The sequence below is a fragment of the Pusillimonas noertemannii genome, assembly GCF_003096595.1.
GTDB lineage: Bacteria > Pseudomonadota > Gammaproteobacteria > Burkholderiales > Burkholderiaceae_B > Pusillimonas > Pusillimonas noertemannii.
On sequence record NZ_QEKO01000005.1, the window covers coordinates 1 to 23,975 of the forward strand.

General features: G+C 64.8%; 15 protein-coding genes. 9 read left to right on the forward strand and 6 right to left on the reverse strand.

The genetic code is table 11. The features are described 5' to 3' along the window. Window positions 1-271: 271 nt before the first annotated feature. Both gorA and glnE read right to left on the reverse strand, forming a co-directional pair. A complete protein-coding gene (gorA, locus tag C7440_RS15290; RefSeq protein ID WP_209300333.1) occupies window positions 272-1,621 on the reverse strand; it encodes a glutathione-disulfide reductase in 1,350 nt (449 codons plus the stop codon). 112 nt (window positions 1,622-1,733) lie between these two features. Then, window positions 1,734-4,511, reverse strand: a complete 2,778-nt coding sequence (glnE, locus tag C7440_RS15295; protein WP_116519140.1) for a bifunctional [glutamate--ammonia ligase]-adenylyl-L-tyrosine phosphorylase/[glutamate--ammonia-ligase] adenylyltransferase — start codon at window positions 4,509-4,511, stop codon at window positions 1,734-1,736. A gap of 89 nt (window positions 4,512-4,600) precedes the next feature. On the opposite strand from glnE, the gene C7440_RS15300 reads away from it, so the two are divergent. Next, window positions 4,601-8,464, forward strand: a complete 3,864-nt coding sequence (locus C7440_RS15300; RefSeq protein ID WP_133244301.1) for a YhdP family protein — start codon at window positions 4,601-4,603, stop codon at window positions 8,462-8,464. An 83-nt stretch (window positions 8,465-8,547) separates the two neighbouring features. On the opposite strand, the gene gdhA is transcribed toward C7440_RS15300, so the two are convergent. The 3 genes from gdhA to trxA form a co-directional block, all read right to left on the reverse strand. Next, window positions 8,548-9,894 carry an NADP-specific glutamate dehydrogenase gene (gene gdhA, locus C7440_RS15305; RefSeq protein WP_116519142.1) on the reverse strand — a complete coding sequence of 449 codons (1,347 nt, stop codon included), beginning with the start codon at window positions 9,892-9,894 and terminating at the stop codon, window positions 8,548-8,550. A gap of 67 nt (window positions 9,895-9,961) precedes the next feature. Then, on the reverse strand, window positions 9,962-11,218 hold the full coding sequence (gene rho / locus C7440_RS15310) for a transcription termination factor Rho (protein ID WP_017525319.1): 1,257 nt from the start codon (window positions 11,216-11,218) through the stop codon (window positions 9,962-9,964). A gap of 75 nt (window positions 11,219-11,293) precedes the next feature. After that, window positions 11,294-11,620 (reverse strand): thioredoxin TrxA, encoded by a 327-nt coding sequence (trxA, locus tag C7440_RS15315; protein WP_017525318.1) that lies wholly within the window; start codon window positions 11,618-11,620, stop codon window positions 11,294-11,296. Between the two features lie 362 nt (window positions 11,621-11,982). On the opposite strand from trxA, the gene C7440_RS15320 reads away from it, so the two are divergent. From C7440_RS15320 to C7440_RS15355, 8 genes are all read left to right on the forward strand, one after another. After that, entirely contained in the window at window positions 11,983-13,944 is a 1,962-nt protein-coding gene (locus C7440_RS15320; protein ID WP_026068116.1) for a DNA topoisomerase IV subunit B, read from the forward strand. Between the two features lie 9 nt (window positions 13,945-13,953). Further along, the gene (gene parC, locus C7440_RS15325) at window positions 13,954-16,257 is read left to right on the forward strand and encodes a DNA topoisomerase IV subunit A (RefSeq protein ID WP_116519143.1); all 2,304 of its coding nucleotides are present in this window, start codon (window positions 13,954-13,956) and stop codon (window positions 16,255-16,257) included. Window positions 16,258-16,288: 31 nt separating this feature from the next. Beyond that, window positions 16,289-17,323, forward strand: a complete 1,035-nt coding sequence (locus tag C7440_RS15330) for a CDP-6-deoxy-delta-3,4-glucoseen reductase (RefSeq protein ID WP_116519144.1) — start codon at window positions 16,289-16,291, stop codon at window positions 17,321-17,323. A gap of 96 nt (window positions 17,324-17,419) precedes the next feature. Then, complete coding sequence (locus C7440_RS15335; RefSeq protein ID WP_116519145.1) at window positions 17,420-18,673, forward strand: D-amino acid dehydrogenase; 1,254 nt, start codon at window positions 17,420-17,422, stop codon at window positions 18,671-18,673. A 4-nt stretch (window positions 18,674-18,677) separates the two neighbouring features. Continuing rightward, entirely contained in the window at window positions 18,678-20,000 is a 1,323-nt protein-coding gene (locus C7440_RS15340) for an extracellular solute-binding protein (protein WP_116519146.1), read from the forward strand. 8 nt (window positions 20,001-20,008) lie between these two features. Then, window positions 20,009-20,728: a glutathione S-transferase N-terminal domain-containing protein gene (locus C7440_RS15345; RefSeq protein WP_116519147.1), complete on the forward strand. Its 720-nt coding sequence runs from the start codon at window positions 20,009-20,011 to the stop codon at window positions 20,726-20,728. Window positions 20,729-20,826: 98 nt separating this feature from the next. Beyond that, entirely contained in the window at window positions 20,827-22,395 is a 1,569-nt protein-coding gene (locus C7440_RS15350) for a phytoene desaturase family protein (protein ID WP_116519148.1), read from the forward strand. A 59-nt stretch (window positions 22,396-22,454) separates the two neighbouring features. Beyond that, window positions 22,455-23,096, forward strand: a complete 642-nt coding sequence (locus C7440_RS15355) for a TetR/AcrR family transcriptional regulator (RefSeq protein ID WP_165832614.1) — start codon at window positions 22,455-22,457, stop codon at window positions 23,094-23,096. Window positions 23,097-23,126: 30 nt separating this feature from the next. On the opposite strand, the gene C7440_RS15360 is transcribed toward C7440_RS15355, so the two are convergent. Continuing rightward, complete coding sequence (locus C7440_RS15360; protein WP_116519150.1) at window positions 23,127-23,969, reverse strand: amidohydrolase family protein; 843 nt, start codon at window positions 23,967-23,969, stop codon at window positions 23,127-23,129. Window positions 23,970-23,975 lie beyond the last annotated feature (6 nt).

The window sequence follows — 23,975 nt, forward strand, 5'->3', positions numbered from 1 at the left end:
TTGGCGGTCGAGCCAGGCGCCGCAGAACGGAGGGCGAAGGCCCGGAGGATGCGGACAGGCGGGCCCGAAGGGCCGACCGGCTCCGCCCGGAACAGCCATACCCCGCAGCGCAGGAACGGGTTTAGAACAAACACCACCGCAGCCCATGCATAAGCGCAGGACCGGCTCGAGAACCAACGCCCTTACAAGCCGTCGCAGCCAAATACCCAACGCAGGAACGGTGCAAGAACAAACGCCCCGCAATCAAGGGGCGATGCAGACAAAAAAGACGTTAGCGCATGGTCACGAATTCTTCGGCAGCGGTGGGATGTATGGCCACGGTGTCGTCGAAGTCTTTCTTGGTGGCGCCCATTTTCAAGGCCACTGCAAAGCCCTGCAGCATTTCGTCCATGCCGAAGCCGATGCCGTGTATGCCTACGATCTTCTCGTCGGGCCCCACGCAGACCAGCTTCATGCGCGCCGGCTGGCGGTGCTGGGTAACCGCCGTGTACATCGCCGTGAACGAAGAGCGATACACCTTTACCGCCTCATCGCCGAACTTGGCCCGCGCCTCGGGCTCGCTCAGGCCCACCGTGCCGATGGGCGGGTGGCTGAACACCACCGTGGGAACATTGCTGTAGTCCAGGTGCTCGTCGGGCTTGTTGTTGAACAGCCGTTCCGACAAGCGGCGCCCGGCGGCCACCGCCACCGGGGTGAGTTCGATCTGGCCCGTGATGTCGCCCACGGCGTAGATGCCGGGCACATTGGTGTTCTGGTATTTGTCGACCTCGATGTAGCCGCCGGGGTTCAAGCGCACTCCCGCGGCCTCGAGGTTGAGGTGGGCCGTATAAGGCTCGCGGCCGACGGCCCAGACGAGACAGTCGACGGTGTGGCTTTCGCCGTTTTCCAGCTGCAGGGTCAGGCTGCCGTCGGCGTTCTTTAACACCGACTTGGGTACGGAGTGGGTGTGCAGCGCGGGGCCTTCGGCCTGCATCACTTCGACCAGGGTTTCGCTGAGCAGCGGGTCGAAATTCCGCAAGGGCGCATGCTGCCGCACGAAGAGGTGGGTTTCCGAACCCAGGGCATTCATCACGCCGGCCAGTTCCACGGCGATGTAGCCGGCCCCCGCTACGGCGGTGCGCGCGGGCAGCGCGGGCAGGGCGAAGAAGCCGTCGGAGTCGATGCCGTGCTCGGCGCCGGGAATGTCGGGGCGCACGGGGCGCCCGCCCGTGGCGATCAGGATATGGTCGGCCGTGTAGCGCTTGCCGTCGACTTCGATGGTGTGGGCATCGACGAAGCGGGCCCAGCCCCGGATCACGTCCACCTGGTTCTTGTCCAGCACGGTGTCGTACGAGGCGTGGATGCGGTCAATATAGGCGCTGCGGTTCTTGACCAGGGTGTCCCAGTCGAAGCGGTTCAGCGTGGCGTCGAAGCCGTAGTCGGGCCCGTAGTGATGAATGGCCTCGGCGACCTGCGCCGCGTGCCACATGACCTTCTTGGGCACGCAGCCCACATTGACGCAGGTGCCGCCGAGCTCTTTGGCTTCGATCAGCGCGCATTTCTTTCCGTGCATGGCGGCGCGGTTGGCGGACGCGATGCCGCCGCTGCCGCCGCCGATGGCGATGTAGTCGTAGTGTTGGATCACGTCTTGCCCGTCGTTGCGTTACTGGAGTCAGATACTGGCCGATTGTAATGCCTTGCACAATCCCTGCGGACTTCGCCCGCGAGTAAGTGCCCCGCGCGGCGCGGCGGCATCATTCGCCGATGACGGTGTTCCAGAGCAAGCGCACGCAGGCGCGTTCAGAGGCCAGCAGACTGGGCGATACCCGGGCCTTCTCGGCGCCTTGCAGGCGCAGCGCATGCTGCATGCGGCGAAACACCCGATACGCATCGGAAACCTCGGTGGCCAGTTGCTGGGGTATCAGGCCATGCTCGCCGGCCAGCTTCAGAAGCGTGATGTTGCCCAGATTGTCGACCAGGACGGGATACTGGCGGGAATGCGCCAGCACCAGGTACTGGGTCACGAACTCGACGTCCACCATGCCGCCGCGATCGTGCTTGAGATCGAAGTCCAGCGAATGGTTCGGATGGCCCGCGCTGATTTTCTCGCGCATGGCGCGCACGTCCTGCTTGAGCTTCTGGGAGTCGCGCGGGGCGAGCAGGATTTCGCGGCGCACGGCCTCGAAGCGCTCGCCCACCTTGCGGTCGCCGGCGGCAAAGCGGGCGCGGGTGATGGCCTGGTGCTCCCAGGGCCAGGCGTGGCCGAGCTGGTATTGCGAGAACGCCTCGAGCGACACGGCCAGCACGCCGGCATCGCCGTCCGGCCGCAGACGCAGGTCGATGTCGTAGAGCCGCCCGGACGAGGTCATGGTGGACAGCCACGAGGCCATGCGGCGCCCCAGCTTGGCGTAGAGCTCGGCGGCGTCTTCACGGGGGTCGTCATACAGGAAGACCAGGTCGAGGTCAGAGGCATAGCCCAACTCTTTGCCGCCCAGCTTGCCATAGGCGATGATGGCGAAGCGGGGCGGGGGCAGGGTGCCGCCGGCTGGGGTGCCCCGTGGCTGGATCAGGGGCCAGACGCGATGCAGGGTTTCTTCAAGAAGCATGTCGGCCAGCCCCGAAAGCTGGTCGGCCAGTTGTTCGACGGTAAGCACGCCGGCCAGGTCCTGGGCCAGCAGCTGAAAGCTGAGCTGGCGCTGCAGGTCGCGCATCAGGTTCATCTGCTGCTCGACGTCCGGCTTGCCGTCGGGCAACACCGATGCGTCCAGCTCGTCGTGCAGGTTCCTGGCGTGGGCGGCCAGGTCAAGGGGCGACATCAGCGAGTGCCATTCGATCAGGCTGTCGAGCAGCAGGGGATACTGGCACAGGTATTGAGAGGCCCAGGGGCTGGCGCCGACGATGCGCGAGACGCGCGCCAGGATCTCGGGGTATTCGGCCAGCAATGCCAAGTAGGCGCTGCGCTGCGCAATGTGCTCGATCAGGTCGAGCAGGCGCACGGCGGTCTGCTCGGGTTCGGGCGTTTTGGCGGCGGCATCGACCAGGGCCGGAAGCAGGGCGTCCAGGCGCTTGCGGCTGTTGGCGGGCAGGCTGCGTATGCGATGCGTATCGAGCAGGGTTTCGATGCGCTGGTTCAGCGAGTTGGCATGTTCGCCCAACTGCCCGTCCACGTAGTCGCTCAGGCTGCAGCCGGGCGCCGGGGCCGGAGAGGCTTCATCCTCATCGTCGGCCTCGCCCATGCCGGCCAGGCGGAAAGCGTTGCGGAAGGTCTGGTTGACGAAGAGCCGGTGCGCGGCCAGCGTTTCCTCGAACTCGGCCGGCGCCATGCCCATGGCGTGGGCCAGCTGTTCACGCAGGGCCGGGTCGAAGGGCAGCAGATGGGTCTGCTCGTCTTCGCGGTATTGCAGCACGTGTTCGGTGCGCCGCAGGAAGCAGTAGGCGGCCTGCAACTGGTCGGCGATGGCTTCGGGCATCACGCCGGCGGTTTTCTGGCGATGCAGGGCGGCCAGCAGGCCGCGCTTCTGCAGCGAGGGCATGCGGCCGCCGCGTATCAATTGGTTCAGTTGCACGATGAATTCGATCTCGCGGATGCCGCCGTCGCCCAGCTTGATGTTGTGGGTGGCGTCCACGCCCGTGCGCGCCTGGGCGCGCCGCTGCCAGTCCTCGCGTATGCGCTCGCGCAGCTGGCGCAGCGCGGCCAGCGCGTCGAAATCGAAATACTTGCGATATACAAAGGGCACGCGCAGCGACTCGAGCTGCGCTATCTGCGGCCGGCGGTCGCTGCCTTCGAAGGCGCAGGCCGCGATGGGGCGGCCCTTCAGCCAGGCATAGCGCTCCCATTCGCGGCCCTGGGCCACCAGATAATGCTCCAGGGCGTCCAGGCTCCAGGCCAGGGGGCCCGAATCGCCGTCGGGCCGCAGGCGCAGGTCGGTGCGAAACACCTGGCCGTCCGCGTCGGGCTCGGACAGCACCGGCATCATGCGCTGGACGAGCCGGCCATAGAATTCGTGATGGCTGATCTTGCGCCGGCCCGTCGTTTCGCCTTCTTCCCCGTACAGCATGACCAGGTCGATGTCGGACGACACGTTCAGTTCCTTTCCGCCCAGCTTGCCCATGCCGATGATCAACATCTCTTGGGGCTGGCCCGTGCCGGGGTCCAGCGGCGCGCCATGGGTGCCGGCCAGGTCGGCGGCCACGCTTTGGTAAGCCTGGACAATGGCCCGGTCTGCCAGGTGGCTGGTGGCTTCGACCACCTCGGCCAGCGGCGCCTGGCCGTTGATGTCGCGCACCATCAGGGCGTAGAACACGCGCTGGCGCAATTGGCGCAGCACCCGGCGCGCTTCGGCGACGGGCATGGCGGGGCCGGGCGGGGTGCCGCTGCGCAGCTCGTCGAACCAGGCCTGGATGGCCGCCGCGTCCACCGCTTGCAGGCTGGCTTGTTCCAGCCAGGTGGTGAAGGCTGGGTTCGAACCGGTCTTGCGGCGCAGGGCACCGGACCATTCCAGGGCTTTGGACAGCTGGGAGCTTGCAGTCATGAGGGAGGGCTTGTCGCGACGATAGTCGGATTTTCAGGTATAAGGTCTGAAAAGATACTGCATATTCCCCCGTACTGGCTACTCAACCCGTGTTTCGAACTTCCGCATTGCTTCGCGTACTGGGCCGAACGGCGCTGGTCCTGTACCTGTCGGTCGCGGCGCTGTTTCTCGTCGTCCGGCACGGGGTTCTGCCCAACATCGATCACTGGCGGCCCGACATCCAGGCCGCGCTTTCCTCGGCGCTCGACACGCGCATCGAACTGGGACATATAGAAGCCGGCTGGGCCGGGCTGCATCCGCGCCTGCGGCTCGACGACGTGGCCGTCTTCGACGAGCGGGGCAGCCAGGTGCTCAAGCTTCCCACCATTCGCGCCGTGCTCAGCTGGCAGGGCCTGTTCTCGGGGGTACCGAGCTTTTCCTACATCGAGGCGTCGGGGCTGGACATCGAGGCCCGGCGCGACGCCCAGGGACGCATCTGGGCGCTGGGCAAGGAAGTCGGCCGGGACGACGTCGATGAATCGCCCGAACTCAGCCTGGACCATCCGCTGGTGCAATGGCTGGCCCGGCAGCCGCGCGTGGCCTTGCGCGGCGCGGCCATCACATGGCGCGATGAAACACGAAGCGCCGCGCCGCTTCGGCTTACCGCCGTCACCCTGGGCCTGGCCTCGGAGCCCGGCAAGCACACCCTGCTGCTCAGCGCCACGCCTTCCGGGGCGCTGGGCGAGGGTTTCGAGATGCGCGCCCGCTTCGATCACGCCGACGCCGGCCTGGCCGCGGACGACCCCATGGCCTGGGCGGGCATGTTCTATGTACGGATAGAGGGCATGTCGCCCGCGCAGTGGCGGCCCTGGCTGGACGTGCCCGGCCATATGGAGTCGGGCAGGGTTTCGGCGCAGTGGTGGCTGGGCTTCGCAAGATCACGGCCCGAGCGCGTGGCGGCCCAGGTCAATATACGGGACGGCCATTGGCGGCTGGGTGAGCAGAGCACCGTGCGCGCCAGTACGGCCGAGCTGTTCCTGGACGGCTCCTGGCCGGGCTATATCGGCGCGCTCGAGGCATTCGAGGCGCTGGCGGCGCCCGAGCCGGCGCCTTCCGATGCAACACAATCGGAGGGTGCCGGGCATGACCGTGCCGCCGGCCCGGAAGGAGCCGGCCACCCGGCAGGCGAAGACGGTGCACCGGTGAATTTCTGGTTCGACGCCAAGGGCATGGTGCTGAACACGCCCGAAATCTTCGACCACGAGCTTGCCTTCGACCACATCGAGACGCGGGGCGGCTTGCTGCGCGACGCGGGCCAAGGACTGGCGGTGCGTTTCGACAATGCCCGTGTGATCAACCGGGACATGGACCTGCAATGGAGCGGCAGCTGGAAGGAGGGGGGCTCGGGTTCCGGCGGGCTGGCCGACATCCGGGGCGTGTTCCATCGCGCAAGCCTCGACGGCATCGATCTTTACATGCCCACCAGCGTCAACCTGGAAGCGCGGGAGTGGCTGATCGACGGCCTGCTGGATGGCGAAATAGAGAACGCGGCCGCGCTGCTGCAGGGTGACCTTCAGGATTTTCCCTTCGGCGACGGACCGGGTCGCTTCCGCATCGAGGGCAGTTTCCGCGACGGGGTCATCGACTACGCGCCCAGCCGGTCCGGCGAAGAAAGCTGGCCCGCGCTGCGCCAGGTAAAGGGGCGGGTCGCGCTGGACCGGGTGGATCTGCGCCTGGTGGCCGACGAAGCCATCGTGGAGCCCGCCGCGGGCCATGTCATCGAGCTGCGCGACGTGCGGGCCCATATTCCGGACATAGAGCGCGATTCGGTGCTGAACATCGAGGGGCAGACCCGTGCGCCCGCGCAGGCCTATCTGGCCCTGATCCGGCATTCGCCCCTGCAGCGCCTGCTCGACGGCTTTCTTGATCCGGCCCAGGCCGACGGCGAATGGGAGGTTCCGCTGGGCCTGACCATACCGCTGCTGAATGTCGACGACACCCGGGTGCGGGGAGCGGTGCGCTTTGGGGGCGGGAAGCTTGCGCTGGAGCCGCTGGCACCGCCCTTTGAACAGCTGCGGGGCACGCTGGAATTCTCCGAGACGGGCTTCAGCGCCGATGGCCTGAAGGCCAGCTTTTTGAACGGGCCGGCCAGTTTCCGGGGTGGCCTGGGCGGAGGGCGCAAGGGCCTGGAGATGAGCGGCCGCATCGGCGCCGAGGCGCTTCGGCAGTACGTCGGCATGAAGGGCATGGAGCGTCTGGACGGAACGCTCGACTACACGGCCCGCATGCGCCGGGAGCCTTCGGGCCGATACGCAATGACCGCGCAGAGCAGCCTGCGCGAACTGGCCATCGACCTGCCCGAACCCGTGGGCAAGCCGGCGGGGGCGGCCGGCAAGCTCGAGGTGCAGTGGACGCCGGCCTCTTCGGCCGGCGGCATGATCCTGAAGGTTGCGCTGGGCCCGACGATGAAGGCGCAGTTCCTGCGGCGCCGGAACGGAAAGGAAGGGCCTTATTTCGTGTCGGGAGCCGTGGGCACGGCCCTGCCCAAGAAGCTGCCCGATGCCGGCCTGGCCGTCGATGTGCGCCATCGGCGCATCGACGTCAACGAATGGAATGCCATCATCGATGAGTTCTCGGCCCCTTTGCCTGGCAACGCCGCAGGCGGCGAGCAGCCGCAGAGCGAGATATTCCCGCCGTTGCAGCGGCTGAGGCTGCAGGCCGACAGCATGGCGCTTTACGGCCTGCAGCTCGAAGCAGCGACGCTGACGGCGCTGCGTGAACGGCCGCTGCGCTGGCGCATGGACGTCGCCTCGGCCCTGACGGCGGGCACGGTGTACTGGAACCAGGCCGATGCGACGACGGCCGGAAAGGTGGACGCGCGCTTCGACCGCCTGGCCCTGGGCGATGCGAAGGCCGAGACCGATTCCAGCCGCGATTCCCAGCCGTCCGACGCCATGCTGGAAGCGGCCGAAGAAGACGGCTCATGGGACGGCAGCGCGGACATTCCCGCCGTCAGCCTCAAGGTCGACAAGCTGACCTTGTACGGCCGTTCCGTCGGCAGCCTGGCGGTCGAGGGCGTCAACGAGCAGCAAGGCCGTTTCTGGCGCCTGAACAAGCTCAGCCTTGCCAGCCCCACCGCCCAGTTGCACGGATCGGGCATCTGGAGGCTGGCGGGAGGCGAGCGCGGGCTCACCCTGGACGCCGATGCCAGCTTCAGCGACCTGGGCGCCTTCCTGGACCAGATCGACATGAAGAACGTGCTGGAGGGCGGCAAGGGCACGATCAAGGGGCGCATAGAATGGCGCAACATGCCCTGGCGCTTCGATCGTTCCGACCTGAACGGGCAGTTGCGCTTCGAACTGGAGAACGGGCGTTTCAGCACGCTCAACTCGCGCTCGGCCCGCCTGCTCGAGCTTCTGTCGCTGCAGTCGCTGCAAAGGCTGGCGACCTTCAGCATGAATCCCGCTTCCATCTTCAAAGAGGGGTTTCCCTTCGACCGCGTGGCCGGCACGCTGCACATCAGCGACGGCGTCATGACGACCAACGACTATCGCGTCACAGGGCCGGTGGCCACCATCAGCATCGGGGGCGACGTAGACCTGAAGACCGAAAAAATAGACTTGCAGGCCATGGTGGTGCCCCGGCTGGACGTCAGCGGGGCGACCGTGGCGGCGGGTATTGCGATCAATCCCATCGTGGGCCTGGGCGCCTTTGTGACGCAATGGCTGCTGAGCAAGCCGCTGTCCAAGGCCATGACGGCGCATTACGACGTGTCGGGCGACCTCAACGCGCCTCAGTTGAACGAGGTGTCGGCGCCGACAGGCAAGTCGCAGGAGGCCGTTGCCCCTAAGGGGCGCATAGAAGGCCAGGGCGTGGAGCTGGACGACGCGGCCCGCAACGGCCTGCACGACGCGGGCGAGTTCAATGGCAAGCCCAACGGCGCGGTGGCCGGTTCGGCGAAGAATGGGCGCTGATCATGGCTGCGGGCCGGGCGCTGGAATGAAAAACGGCGGCTGGGCCGAGGCCCGCCGCCGATTTTAGTAAGGCCAGTACGGGTTCAGTACACGCCTTGCTGCAGCATGGCGTCGGCCACTTTGACGAAGCCCGCGATGTTGGCGCCGTTCAGGTAGTTGACCGGCTTGCCGGGCGTCTGGTCGCTGTAGCGCACGCAGCTTTCGTGGATGTCGCGCATGATGGCATGCAGGCGAGTCTCGACTTCGTCGCGGCTCCAGCTGAGGCGCAGGGCGTTCTGGCTCATTTCGAGGCCCGACACGGCGACGCCGCCCGCGTTGCTGGCCTTGCCCGGGGCGTACAGCACGCCGGCGTGGATGAAGGCGTCGACGGCATCGAGGCTGGTGGGCATGTTGGCGCCTTCGGCCACGCAGCGCACGCCGTTCTTGATGAGGGTCTGGGCGTCTTCGAGCTCGAGTTCGTTCTGGGTGGCGCAGGGCAGGGCGACGTCGACGGGAACGTGCCAGGGGCGCTTGCCGGCTTCATAGATCAGGCCCTGTTCTTTTGCAAAGGTTTCAAGGCGTTCGCGGCGCACGGTCTTGAGCTCGATGAGGGCGGCCAGCTTGGCGGGGGTGAAACCGGCCTTGTCGACCACGCAGCCGTGCGAATCGGAGACCGTGACGACCTTGGCGCCCATCTGCATGCACTTCTCGATGGCGTACTGGGCGACGTTGCCCGAGCCCGAGACCGAGACCGTGAGGCCGTCGAGCGACTGGCGCATGTGCTTGAGCATTTCTTCAGCGAAATACACGGTGCCGTAGCCGGTGGCTTCGGGACGGATAAGGCTGCCGCCGAAAGTGATGCCCTTGCCGGTAAACACGCTGGCCGACGAGTTGGACAGTTTTTTCATCATGCCGGCCATGAAGCCGACTTCTCGTGCGCCCACGCCGATGTCGCCGGCGGGCACGTCGGTGTCGGGCCCCAGGTGGCGGTACAGCTCGACTATGAGCGCCTGGCAGAAGCGCATGACCTCGGCGTCGGACTTGCCCTTGGGATCGAAATCAGAGCCGCCCTTGCCGCCGCCCATGGGCAGGGTGGTCAGGGCGTTCTTGAAGGTTTGCTCGAAGGCCAGGAACTTGAGAATGGAAAGATTGACCGAAGGGTGGAAGCGCATGCCGCCCTTGAAGGGGCCGATGGCCGAACTGTGCTGGATGCGGAAGGCGCGGTTGACCTGCACCTGGCCCTTGTCGTCGACCCACGATACACGGAACTGAATCACTCGTTCGGGTTCGACCAGGCGTTCGAGCAGGCCCATTTCGCCATAGCGGGGGTTCTGTTCGATGAAGGGCCACAGACAGCCCATGACTTCCTTGACCGCTTGCATGAACTCGGGTTGATGAGGGTCGCGGGCCTGGACGTGATCGAGGAATTGATTCAGTGTAGGTAGTGTCATCAAGTGGTGCTCTGTGGTGCGCGCCGAACCCGCGCGGGCCCAGCGGTGTTGTCAACAAATGTGGTGATTATTTCTTCATCATGTCGAAGAATTCGGCGTTCGTCTTCGTGGCGCGGATCTTGTCGAGGATGAATTCCATGGCGGCGACGTCGTCCATGTCGTGGATGAACTTGCGCAGCACCCAGACCTTTTGCAGCAGTTCGGGCTTGATGAGCAGTTCTTCGCGGCGCGTGCCGGATTTGTTCAGGTTGATGGCCGGATAGACGCGTTTTTCGGCCAGGCGGCGCTCGAGGTGGACTTCGGAGTTGCCGGTGCCCTTGAATTCTTCGTAGATGACTTCGTCCATGCGGCTGCCGGTTTCGATAAGCGCCGTGCCGATGATGGTAAGCGAGCCGCCTTCTTCGATGTTGCGCGCGGCGCCGAAGAAGCGCTTGGGGCGCTGCAGCGCGTTGGCGTCGACGCCGCCCGTAAGCACCTTGCCCGATGCGGGCACCACGGTGTTGTAGGCGCGAGCCAGGCGGGTGATGGAGTCGAGCAGGATGACCACGTCTTTCTTGAGCTCGACCAGGCGCTTGGCTTTCTCGATGACCATTTCGGCAACCTGCACGTGGCGGGTCGCGGGTTCGTCGAAGGTGGAGGCCACCACTTCGCCGCGCACCGTGCGCTGCATCTCGGTGACTTCTTCAGGACGCTCGTCGACCAGCAGCACGATCATGGTGGCGTCGGGATAGTTGGTGGTGATGGCGTGGGCGATGTGCTGCATCATCACCGTTTTACCCGACTTGGGGCTGGCAACGATGAGGGCGCGCTGGCCCTTGCCCAGCGGCGCGAAGATGTCGAGGATGCGGCCGGTGATGTTTTCTTCGCTCTTGATGTCGCGTTCGAGCGTCATGACCTGATCGGGATGCAGCGGCGTCAGGTTCTCGAACATGATGCGATGCTTGATGGCCTCGGGCTGCATGCCGTTGACCTTGTCCACCTTGACCAGGGCGAAATAGCGCTCGCCGTCCTTGGGCGTGCGCACCTCGCCTTCGATCGAGTCTCCGGTATGCAGGTTGAAGCGGCGTATCTGCGAAGGCGAGATGTAGATGTCGTCGGTGCTGGCCAGATACGAGGTATCGGGCGAGCGCAGAAAGCCGAAGCCGTCGGGCAGGACCTCGAGCACGCCGTCGCCGAAGATCTGCTCGCCTTGCTTGGCGCGCTTTTTCATGATGGCGAACATGATCTCCTGCTTGCGCAGGCGGCTGGCGTTGTCGATGTCGAGACTCGAGGCCATTTCGAGCAACTGCGAAACGTGCAGCGCTTTTAGTTCTGTGAGGTGCATGAGAAGGAAGAAGGGGAGTCGTGCAAAGTGGGTGGCGGGCTCAAGACGAGCCCGCGCGCAAGGCGATGGTCGGGGTTAGACGGATTCGTCGAGGAAGGCGGCCAGCTGGGACTTGGACAGTGCGCCCACCTTGGTTGCGGCGGCTTTGCCGTCTTTGAACAACATGAGGGTGGGGATGCCGCGGACACCGAACTTGGCTGCTGTGTCGGGGTTTTCGTCGACGTTGAGTTTGGCAATTGTAACACGGCCTTCATACTGCTTGGCGGCTTCGTCGAGCAGCGGGGCGATCATCTTGCAGGGGCCACACCATGCGGCCCAGTAGTCGACCAGGACCGGCCCGTTGGCTTGCAATACTTCGGCCTCGAAGCTGGCATCGCTTACGTTTCGTATTAATTCGCTCATAGTGATAAGGATGGATGGAGTGGATGCTAAACAGTGCGGATGACAAACCGTGGGTTTCCCCGGCCGTTCGCTTGCAGCCATTTGCTTTCTGGTTAGAAAAAGCCCGCTGGCGGGAACCTGGCTGGAACGTTGGTTTTATTGATGGGGGCGCCGGTTTTTGTCGATTTTTCCAAGCATACCACTCTCGGGCGGGTACTGTATATTCCCGCCGCGCGAATGCGGCGCCGTCGGCACCCGAAATCGGGCCTGTCGCGGGCTGCTTTCATTGCCGGTTCGCACATGCTTCTTGCCCCGCGGTTGACGTCCGGCCCGGCGATGTCCGTAAAATACTGTTTTTTCATCCACCGAAATTTGGGGACATTTTGGCTACATCACGTTACGACGAGGCGTCCATCCGGGTCTTGAAAGGCCTGGAGCCCGTGCGCCAGCGGCCGGGCATGTACACCCGCACCGACAATCCCCTGCACATACTGCAAGAGGTCATCGACAACGCCGCCGACGAGGCGCTGGCCGGGTACGGCAAGCAGATCAAGGTTACGCTGCACACCGATGGCAGCATCTCGGTCGAAGACGACGGGCGCGGCATCCCCGTGGGGCTGCATCCCGAAGAGCAGGTGCCGGTGGTTGAAATCGTCTTTACCCGCCTGCATGCGGGCGGCAAGTTCGACAAGAAAAGCGGCGGCGCCTATGCCTTTTCCGGCGGCCTGCATGGCGTGGGCGTGTCGGTCACCAATGCCTTGTCTTCACGCCTCGAGGTCACCGTGTGGCGCGACGGAAAAGAGCATCAGCTGGTGTTCGCCGGCGGCGAGGTGGCCCAGCCCCTTGCCGAGACCGATTCGGTCGGGCGCCGCAAAAGCGGCACCCGCGTAAGGGTGTGGCCCGACCCCAAGTATTTCGACAGCGCGGCCATTCCCGCGGCCGAGCTGGTTCATTCCCTGCGCAGCAAGGCCGTGCTGCTGGGCGGCATCAAGGTCGTGCTGGCCGTTGAAAAAACCGGCGAAACCCAGCAGTGGCAATACGAGGACGGCCTCAAGGGCTATCTCAACGAGGCGCTGGCCGATGCCGAGAAGATCGTGCCTCTGTTCGAAGGCCGCCAGTACGCCGGCGAAGACGACGAGAATTTTTCCGAGGGCGAGGGCGCGCAGTGGGCGGTGGCCTGGACCACCGAGGGCAATGTGGTGCGCGAATCCTACGTCAACCTCATTCCCACCCCGGCAGGCGGCACGCACGAGGCCGGCTTGCGCGAAGGCCTGTTCAACGCGGTCAAGTCCTTCGCCGAGCTGCACGGCCTCATTCCCAAGGGCGTGCGCCTGCTCCCCGAAGACGTGTTTGCCCGCGCCAGTTTCGTACTGTCGGCCAAGGTGCTCGACCCGCAATTCCAGGGCCAGATCAAAGAGCGGCTGAACAGCCGTGACGCAGTGCGCCTGGTGGGCGGCTACGTCAAGAATGCGCTCGAGCTGGCCATGCATGCCAATGTCGACCTGGGCAAGAAGCTGGCTGAAACCGCCATTCGCCAGGCCCAGGCACGGGCGCGTTCGGCCCAGAAGGTCGAGAAGCGCAAGAGCTCGGGCGTGGCGGTATTGCCCGGCAAGCTTACCGACTGCGAATCGTCCGACGCCTCGCGCACCGAGCTTTTCCTGGTCGAGGGCGACTCGGCCGGCGGATCGGCCAAGATGGGCCGCGACAAAGAGTTCCAGGCGGTGCTGCCCCTGCGCGGCAAGGTGCTCAACTCCTGGGAGGTGGAGCGCGACCGTCTGTTCGCCAACAACGAGATCCACGACATCTCGGTGGCCATCGGCGTCGATCCGCACGGGCCCGACGACGAGGCCGATCTTTCAAACCTGCGCTATGGACGCATCTGCATTCTTTCCGACGCCGACGTCGACGGCGCCCACATCCAGGTCTTGCTGCTGACGCTTTTCTTCAAGCATTTCCCGCGGCTGGTCGAGGCCGGCAACGTGTATATCGCCAGGCCGCCGCTGTTCCGCGTCGATGTGCCGGCCCTGGGCAAGCGCCCGGTGCGCAAGCTGTACTGCCTTGACCAGGGCGAGCTCGAGGCGGCGCTCGACAAGCTTCGCAACGAGGGCGTGCGCGAAGGCTCATGGAGCATCAGCCGCTTCAAGGGCCTGGGCGAAATGAGCGCCGAGCAGCTCTGGGACACCACCATGAACCCCGACACGCGCCGCCTGATGGCCGTGCACTGCGGCGAGCTGGGCGTCGAGGCCACGGTGCGCATGTTCGACATGCTGATGGGCAAGGGCGAGTCGGGCCAGCGGCGCAGCTGGCTCGAAGAAAAGGGCAACCTGGCCGACGTCGACATCTAAGAGAACACCATGGACACAACACAAGCAGGTTTATTCGACAGCGGCGACGACGGCGACAGCCTGGTGCTGGGCTATTACGCCGAGCAGGCCTATCTGGACTATGCCGTCTCGGTGGTGCGGGGCCGCGCCCTGCCCGACGTGGCCGACGGCCAGAAGCCGGTGCAGCGGCGCATTCTGTACGCCATGGACGCCATGGGCCTGGGCCCCGGCTCCAAGCCCGTGAAGTCGGCCCGCGTGGTGGGCGACGTGCTGGGCAAGTACCACCCGCATGGCGACCAGGCTGCCTATGACGCCATGGTGCGCATGGCGCAAGACTTCTCCCTGCGCTATCCGCTCATCGACGGCCAGGGCAACTTCGGCTCGCGCGACGGCGACAACGCGGCGGCCATGCGCTACACCGAGGCCCGCCTCACGCCGTTCTCGCGCGTGCTGCTCGACGAGCTGGGCGAGGGCACGGTCGATTTCATCCCCAATTACGACGGCAGCCAGAAAGAGCCGGTGCTGCTGCCCGCGCGCCTGCCGGTCATGCTCTTGAACGGCGCATCGGGCATCGCGGTGGGCATGGCCACCGAAATCCCCTCGCATAATCTGCGCGAAGTGGCCCAGGCCTGCGTGGCGCTGCTCAAGAACCCCAAGCTGCCCGACGAAACCCTGCACGAGCTCATTCCGGGGCCCGACTTTGCGGGCGGCGGGCAGATCATTTCTTCGCCCGAAGACATCGCCCACATCTACGCCAACGGCCGGGGCTCGATCAAGGCTCGCGCACGCTGGCGTTTTGAAGAGCTTGCGCGCGGCCAGTGGCAGCTGGTGGTGTACGAGCTGCCGCCGGGCACGTCTTCCCAGAAGATTCTCGAAGAAATCGAAGACCGCACCAACCCCAAGGTGAAGGCGGGCAAGAAAAGCCTGACCGCCGACCAGCAGCAGACCAAGGCCCTGGTGCTGGGTCTGCTCGATGCGGTGCGCGACGAGTCGGGCAAGGACGATGCCGTGCGGCTGGTGTTCGAGCCCAAGACCAGCCGCGTCGACCGCGACGAATTCGTCAACCTGCTTCTGGCGCAGACCGGCATGGAAGGCAGCGTGTCGATCAACCTGGTGTGCATCGGCACCGATTCGCGCCCGGCGCAGCGGCCGCTGCGCCGCATCCTGACCGAATGGCTGGGATTCCGCACCGAAACGGTCACGCGCCGCACGCGTTATCGCCTCGACAAGGTCACCGACCGCATCCACGTGCTGGAAGGACGGATGGTGGTGTACCTGAATGTCGACGAAGTGATCCAGACCATACGCGAGTCGGACGAGCCGCGCGCCGCGCTGATGCAGCGTTTCGACCTTTCAGAAAGGCAGGCCGAAGACATCCTCGAGATGCGCTTGCGCCAGTTGGCCCGGCTCGAAGGCTTCAAGATCGAAAAAGAACTTGCCGAGCAGAAAGACCAGCAGAAGCGCCTGCAGGAACTGCTGGACAACCCCTCGTCGCTCAAGCGCATGATCATCAAAGAGATCGAGGCCGACGCCAAGCAGTACGGCGACGACCGCCGCACCCTGATCGAGGCGGCCGAAAGGGCGGTGCTCGAGAACCGCGTGGTCGACGAGCCCGTTACGGTCATCGTGTCGCAAAAGGGCTGGCTGCGCAGCCGCCAAGGGCACGGGCACGACGCCTCGCAGTTCAACTTCAAGGTCGGCGACGCCATGTACGACGCCATCGAGTGCCGCAGCACCGACAACCTGGTGGCCATTTCGAACACCGGCCGCGTGTACACGGTGGCGGTGTCCAGCCTGCCTTCGGCCCGCGGCGACGGCCAGCCCGTTACCTCGATGATCGACCTCGAGCCGGGCGCGCGCATCGTGCAGATGGTGGCCGGCGCCGAGAGCGGCCGTTATCTTGTCGGCACGCGGCTGGGCTATGGCTTCATCACCACGCTCAAGGACATGACCACGCGCCAGCGCGCCGGCAAGCAGTTCGTCAATCTCGAGAAGGACGATACCCTGCTCAAGCCGCTGGTGCTGGCCGGCGACGACCGGCAACTGGCCATGCTTACGGGCAAGGGCCGCTTCCTGGTGGTCGAGCTGGCCGAGCTCAAGACGCTTTCGGGCGGCGGGCGCGGCACGGTGCTGATGGGGCTGGACGCAGGCGACGGCATTGCCCAATGGGTGGCGGCCGGCCCGGCGGGCATCGTGGCCGAGGGCGTCTATCGCAACAAGCAGACGGAACAATTGCTGGACGCGGGCGAATTGGCGCCGTATGTGGGCAAGCGCGCGCGCAAGGGCAGGGCCCTGTCGCTGAAGGTCAAGCAGCCGGTGCTGCGGCGAGCTTAAAATGGTTCTTTTACAGGGATGAACGCGTAGCATGAGTTTCAAGGTCAAGGTGCTGCCCAGCGGGCACGAGTTCCAGGTGTCGCCGGGGCAGTCGGTGCTCGACGGCGCCATGCAGGCGGGCATCGTGCTGCCCTACAGCTGCCGCACGGGTGCATGCTCCACCTGCAAGGGCAAGGTGGTATCGGGCGGCTACGAAGCCGGCTCCAGCCCGGCGCAAATCCTGTCGCCCGAAGAACTGGCGCAGGGCTACACCCTTTTCTGCCAGGCCACGCCCACTTCCGACCTGACGGTCGAGGCGCATGAAATCCGCATGGCCAGCGACATACAGATACGCAAGATGCCCGCGCGCGTCATGGGCCTGGAAGATCTTGCCCACGACGTCAAGGCCATACAGCTGCAGCTGCCGCCCTCCGAGCCGTTTCGCTATTACGCAGGCCAGTACATCGAGTTCATACTCAAGGACGGCAGCCGTCGCAGCTATTCGATGGCCTGCGCGCCCAACGACAAGAACCTGGTCGAGCTGCACCTGCGCCACATGCCGGGCGGCGTGTTCACCGACCACGTGTTCGGCGCCGGCGATACGCAGATGAAACTGCGCGAAATACTGCGGGTCGAAGGTCCTTTGGGCTCTTTCTTCCTGCGCGAAGACGGCGACAAACCCATTGTCTTCCTGGCCAGCGGCACGGGGTTCGCTCCCATCAAGGCCATCGTCGAGCACATGATCGCCCGCGGCGTGCAGCGCCCGGCCGTGTTGTACTGGGGCGGGCGCCGCCCGCGCGACCTGTACATGCACGACAAGGCGCTCGAGTGGGCGGGCACGGTGCCCGGCTTCAGCTATGTGCCGGTGGTGTCCGAGGCGCTGGACGAAGACGGCTGGACGGGCCGGACGGGTTTTGTGCACCAGGCCGTCATGCGCGACCTGCCCGATCTCTCCGGCCACCAGGTCTATGCCTGTGGCGCGCCCATTATGGTGGAAAGCGCCCGCCGCGATTTCACGCAGCTCTGTGGATTGCCGGATGAAGAATTCTTTGCCGACGCCTTTACATCGCAGGCCGACGTGCACTAGGGCCCACGGGCGCCAAAGCGCGGCCGCGGGCAAGGACCCGGCGCCGGCGAGGCCGCGCGATTCACGCGGCGGCTCGACGTTTATAAGGTAAAAGCCATGAAAGTAGCGGTACTGGGAAGCGGGATCATCGGCACTGCGACGGCCTGGTGGCTGTCGCAGGCGGGGCACGACGTGGTCGTGATCGAACGCGAGAGCGGTCCGGCGCAGGAAACCAGCCGCGCCAACGGTGGCCAGATATCGGTTTCATACTCCGAGCCCTGGGCCAATCCGCGCATGCCGCTGCGGCTCATCAAGTGGCTGCTTGCCGAGAACGCGCCCATCTCGTTCCGGCCCCGGCTCGATCTGGGGCAATGGGCCTGGGGCCTGGCTTTCCTGCGCGAGTGCCTGCCCTCGCGGCTGGCGCCGAACATACGCGCCATGGTGGCCATGTCCGAGTACAGCCTGGCCACGCTTCGGCACATGCGGGCCGAGCTGGGCATCGAGTACAACCACCTCGAGCGCGGCATACTCAATTTCTACCAGGATCCGGTCGAGTTCGACGCCTCGCAGGACGCGGCCGACCTGATGCGCGATTTCGGCCTTGACCGGCGCATCGTCACGGCCGACGAAGTGGTGCAGATCGAGCCCGCGCTTGCGCCGGCGCGCGCCACCATCGTGGGGGGCGACTACACGGCCGACGACGAATCGGGCGACATCTACCTGTTCACGACCGCGCTGGCCCGCCTGGCGCAGCAGGCCGGCGTCGAGTTCCGCTTTTCCACCCAGGTCAGCCGGCTGCTGGCCGCCGGGGGCGAGGTCCAGGCCGTCGAGCTCATCGATTCGCGGGGCCTTTACGAGACGCTGCGGGCCGATGCCTACGTTGCCGCCCTGGGCTGCTGGACGCCGCAACTGGTCAGCCCCCTGGGGGTTCGCTGCCCGGTGTACCCGGCCAAGGGCTATTCGGCCACCTTCGACGTTGTCGACCCCATTGCCGCGCCCAGCGTCAGCCTTACCGACAGCGCCCACAAGGTGGTGTATTCGCGCCTGGGCAGCCAGCTTCGCATGGCGGGCTTTGCCGAGCTGGGCGGCTATTCGCGTGCCCTGAATACAACTCGTTGCGAAAATATGAGGGAGATGGCGCGCGCCTTGTTTCCAAGCGCGCTTGATTTTGATAATGTTCGTTTCTGGTCGGGGCTGCGCCCGTCCACGCCGTCCAACGTTCCCCTGATAGGCCGCACGCGCATCCCCAATCTTTACCTGAACACGGGGCATGGCACGCTGGGCTGGACGATGGGGGTGGGTTCGGGCCGCGCATTGGCCGACCTGATCTCCGGCAACCGGCCGGAGCCCGAGTTTCCCTTTCTAGGTTAGTCACATGAAAATACATCGTCTTTTCGGCACCCGGCTCCACAACATGCCGAAGGCGGTGGGCCTGGCGGCCGTCGCCGCCGCCCTGGCTGCCTTGTCGCCGGCCGCATCGGCCACCGACATCACCGTATGGCATGCCCTGAACCCCCACAATTCCGCGGTGTTCGAAAAGCTCGTCAAGCAGTTCAACCGCGACAGCGGCGACGTTACTGTGCGGCTCGAGTCGTTCGGCAGCCCCGAAGCGCTTGAAAGCAAGTTCGTGGGCAGCGCCAAGGGCGCGGGGCCCAGCCTGGTGCAGCTCAATGCAAGGCGCTCGCCCGACCCCAACGACGGCCACAACAACGTCAAGCCGCTGTATTCAGTGCTGGCCAAGCACCCCATCAAGGACGCCAAGTGGTTCATCCACCCTGAAAGCGGCATTGCCCGCGACGACAAGGGGCGCCTGCTGGCCTTTCCCTACATGGCCGAAGTGCCGGTCATGTTCTACAACGTGGGCGCCTTCAAGAAGGCCGGGCTGAAGCCCGAAGTGCCCAACCGCGCCTGGGACCAGCTTCAGGGGCAGGTCGTCGACCTGGCCAACAGGGCCACTCGCAATTGCCCCATCACCAGCGACCAGCCGGTGTCGATCAACCTCGAGAACCTGGCCGCCGTCAATAATCAGTTCTTCACGTCGAACCAAAGCGGCAAGGCCAAGGGCGCGCCTTCGTTCTCGTTCGACAACGTGTTTGTGCGCCACCTGTCGCTGATGATCAGCTGGGTGCGCAACGAGCTGATGGTAAAGCCCGAATTCAATAGTGTGGCGACCCAGCGCTTTGCCAATAACGAGTGCGCCGTCTTGCTGTCGGACTCGAGCAATCTGGGCACCTTCCGCGAGGCGCGCTCGCTCGACTTCGGTGTTTCGGGCCTGCCGTATTACCCGCAGGTCACCCCCAAGCCGGGCAATCCCTTCGTGAGCGGTTCGGCGCTGTGGGTCACCGCGGGGCAAAACACCGAGCATGAAAAGGCCGTGGCCGAGTTCCTGGCCTGGCTGGCCCAGCCCAAGAATGCGTCCGCCTGGTTCCAGGACACGGGCTTCCTGCCGCTTACCGAGCAGGCTTTTGCGGCCACGAGCAGCAGCTACTTCAACAACCTGGGAGACTGGCACAACCTGGTGGCGGTCTACAACAAGAAACCGGCCGTGACCGCCAGTTCGTTCAAGATCAAGAACTACCCCCGGATCCGCGCGATGTTTCACGAAAAGCTGCATCGCGCCCTTGATGGCAAAGACACGGCGCCCACGGCCCTGAAATCGGCGTCGGCCGAGGCGGGCAAGCTCATGAGCGGAAAATAAGGATACCCATGACCGATTTGTCTTCTTTCCCGATTACAGGAAAATGGCCCGCGCAGCACCCCGACCGCATCCAGCTGTATTCGCTGCCCACGCCCAACGGGGTGAAGGTGTCGATCATGCTCGAAGAGGCGGGGCTGCCCTACGAGGCGCACCGCGTGGGCTTCGAGAACAGCGACCAGATGACGCCCGAGTTTCTGTCGCTCAATCCCAATAACAAGATTCCGGCCATCATCGACCCCAACGGCCCCGGCGGCAAGCCGCTGCCGCTGTTCGAGTCGGGCGCGATCCTGCTTTATCTGGCCGACAAGTCGGGCAAGTTCATGCCGCAAGACCCCGCGGGGCGCTATGAAACGATCCAGTGGGTGATGTTCCAGATGGGCGGCATCGGGCCGATGTTCGGCCAGGTGGGCTTCTTCAACAAGTTCGCCGGCAAAGACTACGAAGACAAGCGTCCGCGCGACCGCTATGCGGCCGAGTCGCGGCGGCTGCTGGGCGTGCTCGAGGGCCGCCTCGAGGGGCGCGATTGGATCATGGGGGCCGAGTACACCATCGCCGACATGGCGATCTGGCCCTGGGTGCGCAACCTGGTGGGCTTCTACGAGGCGGGCGAGCTCGTGGGCATCAAGGATTTTCCTAACGTCACGCGGGTGCTGGCGGCGTTCGTGGCGCGGCCGGCGGTGGCTCGGGGCCTGGACATTCCGCCCCGGAATCCGCCCGCTTCGGCCTGAGTATTTGACGAGCGGGCGCCTTGAGTGTCTGGCAGCCGTTGGCGCTGTTTTGCGCTTAGAATCCTTTCAGAAATCACACGAACCGGAAAGGAGAGGCAATGAGCTACGACATCATCGTCGTGGGGGCGGGGCACAATGGGCTGGCGGCGGCCGTGCATCTGGCCGCCCAGGGGCGCAAGGTGCTGGTGGTCGAGGCCCGCGACGAGGCGGGGGGCGCCGTCAAGACGCAAGAGCTTACCTTGCCGGGCTACCGGCACGACCTTTGCGCGATGAATCTCTCCAATTTTGCGGGGTCGGCGTTTTGCCAGCGCTACAAGGGCGAGCTGGCTGCGCACGGGCTAGAGTTCGTGCCCGCCCAGCATTGCTTTGCCTCGGTGTTTCGCGACGACACGGCGCTGGGCGTGGGTGTGAACCTGGAAGAAACGGTGTCGGCGATTCATGCGCTTTCGCCCAAGGATGCCGTGGCCTGGAGCCAGATGGCGGCGCGCTTCAAAGAGACGGCGCCGCATCTTTTCGGGCTGTTGGGCTCGCCCATGCCTTCCTGGGGCGCGGTGCGCACTCTGTTCAATGCCTGGCGCGGGCAGGGCATGGGCGGCTTGTACGAGCTGGTTCGCCTGGTGCTTTCTTCGCCTCGCGATTTTCTCGATCGCCATTTTGAAAGCGACAAGCTCAAGGCCATGATGGCGGCCTGGGGCCTGCATGTCGATTTTGCACCCGACGCGGCGGGCGGGGCGCTGTTTCCTTATCTTGAATCGATGGCCAACCAGAATTTCGGCATGGTCATCGGCAAGGGCGGCGCCGACACCATCATCCGCGCGATGACGGGGCTGCTTCGGGCCAAGGGCGGGGAAATCATCACCGGCACGGCGGTGCGCAATATCGTGGTGCGCGACGGGGCGGCTACGGGGGTTGTGCTGGAAGACGGCCGCGAGTTTGCCGCGGCGCGCGCTGTGGTGGCCAATCTGAACCCCAGGCTGGTGTTCGGCGGCCTGCTGCCGGCGGGGTCGGCGCCCGAGTCCTTCGAGTCGCGCATCAAGGCGTTCCGCCCCGGGCCGGGCGCGATGATGATCCACCTGGCCACCAGCGGGCTGCCCGACTGGAAGGCGGGTGCGCACCTGCAAAAGTACGCTTATGTGCACGTTGCGCCCGACATGGCCATGATGTCGCGAGTGTATGCCGAGGCGGCCGCGGGGCTGCTGCCGGCCGAGCCCGTGGTGGTGGTGGGCCAGCCCTCTTCGCTCGACCCTTCGCGCGCGCCGGAAGGCGGGCATGTGCTGTGGCTGCAGGTGCGCGTGCTGCCGGCGCAGATTCGAGGCGATGCGCTGGGCCGGATACAGGGCGGCGATTGGGAGGCCTGCGGCCAGGCTTATGCCGACCGCGTTCTGGAGCTGCTTGAACACTATGCGCCGGGCCTGGGCGGCAAGATACTGGCCCGGCACGTGATGACGCCTGCCGACCTCGAGCGTGAAAATCCCTGCCTGATAGGCGGCGACAGCCTGGGCGGCAGCCACCACCTGGACCAGAATTTCGTGTTCCGGCCTGTTGCCGGCTATTCGCGCTATCGCACGCCGGTCAAGTCGCTATACCTGTGCGGCGCTTCCACCTGGCCCGGCGCGGGCACGGGGGCGGGCTCGGGCTTCATGCTGGCCAATATGCTGGCAAAATGAAATTGAACATGTTCAACTCATGGTAAAGTGGCGGACGACCAGCGTAAGGCATGAACCCTATGAAAGAACCCGGACCAGGCGAGAGCGGAACGCTCGGGTTGCGCGAGCGTAACAAACTGGAGAAGGCCCAGCGCATCAAGGCAGCCGCTAAAGAGCTGTTCACCGAGCTGGGCTACGATTCGGCCACGATGCGCGACATTGCGCATCGGGCGCACGTAGGTCTGGGCACCTTGTTCAACTATGTGGACGACAAACGAGACCTGGTGTTTCTCGTCTATATTGACGATCTCAACAAGGTGCAGCAGACCGCCATCAAGGGCGTCAAGCCACGCGCTTCGCTGCTCGAGCAACTGGTGTCGTTCTTTTCGCATCTGTACGAAGAGTTCGCCTCTAATCCGACACTGGCGCGTATTCTGCTGCGAGAGCTGACGTTCTACCATCATGGCAGGCTCTCGGTCGACTTCCAGCAAAACAGACTGCGAGTGGTAAAGAGCATCGAAGAGCTCGTGGCGGCGGCTCAAGAAAAAAAACACATACACACGCGCGAAAGCGCCGCGACCATAGCGCTAGGCCTGTTTTTTGTTTATGCGGGAGCCGTGCGCTTATGGATCGCCGACGACAACCCCAATGTAAAGCTGGGCTTGTCGCGGTTGCGAAAACAATTCAAGATTTACATCAATGGCCTTGGTCCGGCGGCTTAGGCTGCGTTGCCCGACGCCGCCCGGTGCGGGCTAAAGGCCAAGAATTTCCTCGGCGTTGCGATGAAAGATTTTCTCCATGATTTCATCGCTATATCCCAGCTCTTGCCATTCGCGCAGCAGGCGATCGTACGGCATGCTGGGATAGTCGCTGCCGAACATGATCTTGTCGCGTAGCCTCGACCGCATGTCCACCTTCAACTGGGGCCAGAAGTACTTGGGCGCCCATCCGGACATTTCCCAGAACACATTCCCTTTGTGCAGGGCGACCGCCGTGGTTTCGTCCACCCAGGGCCAGCCGGGATGCGCCATGATGATCTTCAATTGGGGAAAATCGGCCGCCAGTTCGTCGATGGCGCTGGGATGGGCATGGCGGATTTTTGCGCCCATGCCGCCGGGCATGCCCGCGCCCATCCCGGTGGTGCCCACGTCTATCATGACCGCGGCGCCCAGATGGGCTATCTCTTCGAACAGGGGATAGTAGCGCCGGTCATTGACGGAGAAGTGCTGCATGATGGGGTGAAAATGAAAGCCCATCATGCCGAACTCGCGCACTGCGCGCCGCGCTTCCTGGATGGCCAGTTCGCCTTTGGCGGGTTCCAGGGCACCCCAAGCCTGGATGATTCTGTCTGGATGACGCTTCCACATGCCATGGACGAATTTGTTGGAGCAGGGCGGGGTGGCGACCGTGGTTTCAAGGTCTAGCGCCACCAGCACGGCGTCGACGCCGGCGGTTTCGAAGTCGCTGATGACCGCATCTTCGGTTTTCGCTGTCCAGGACCGGTTCCAGTATTCGGCAAGTGCGTCGACATACGGGCGCTGGCAGTCAATCCACTCTTGGGTATTGGGATAGCAATGCAGGTCGATGATTCTCATGTCGTT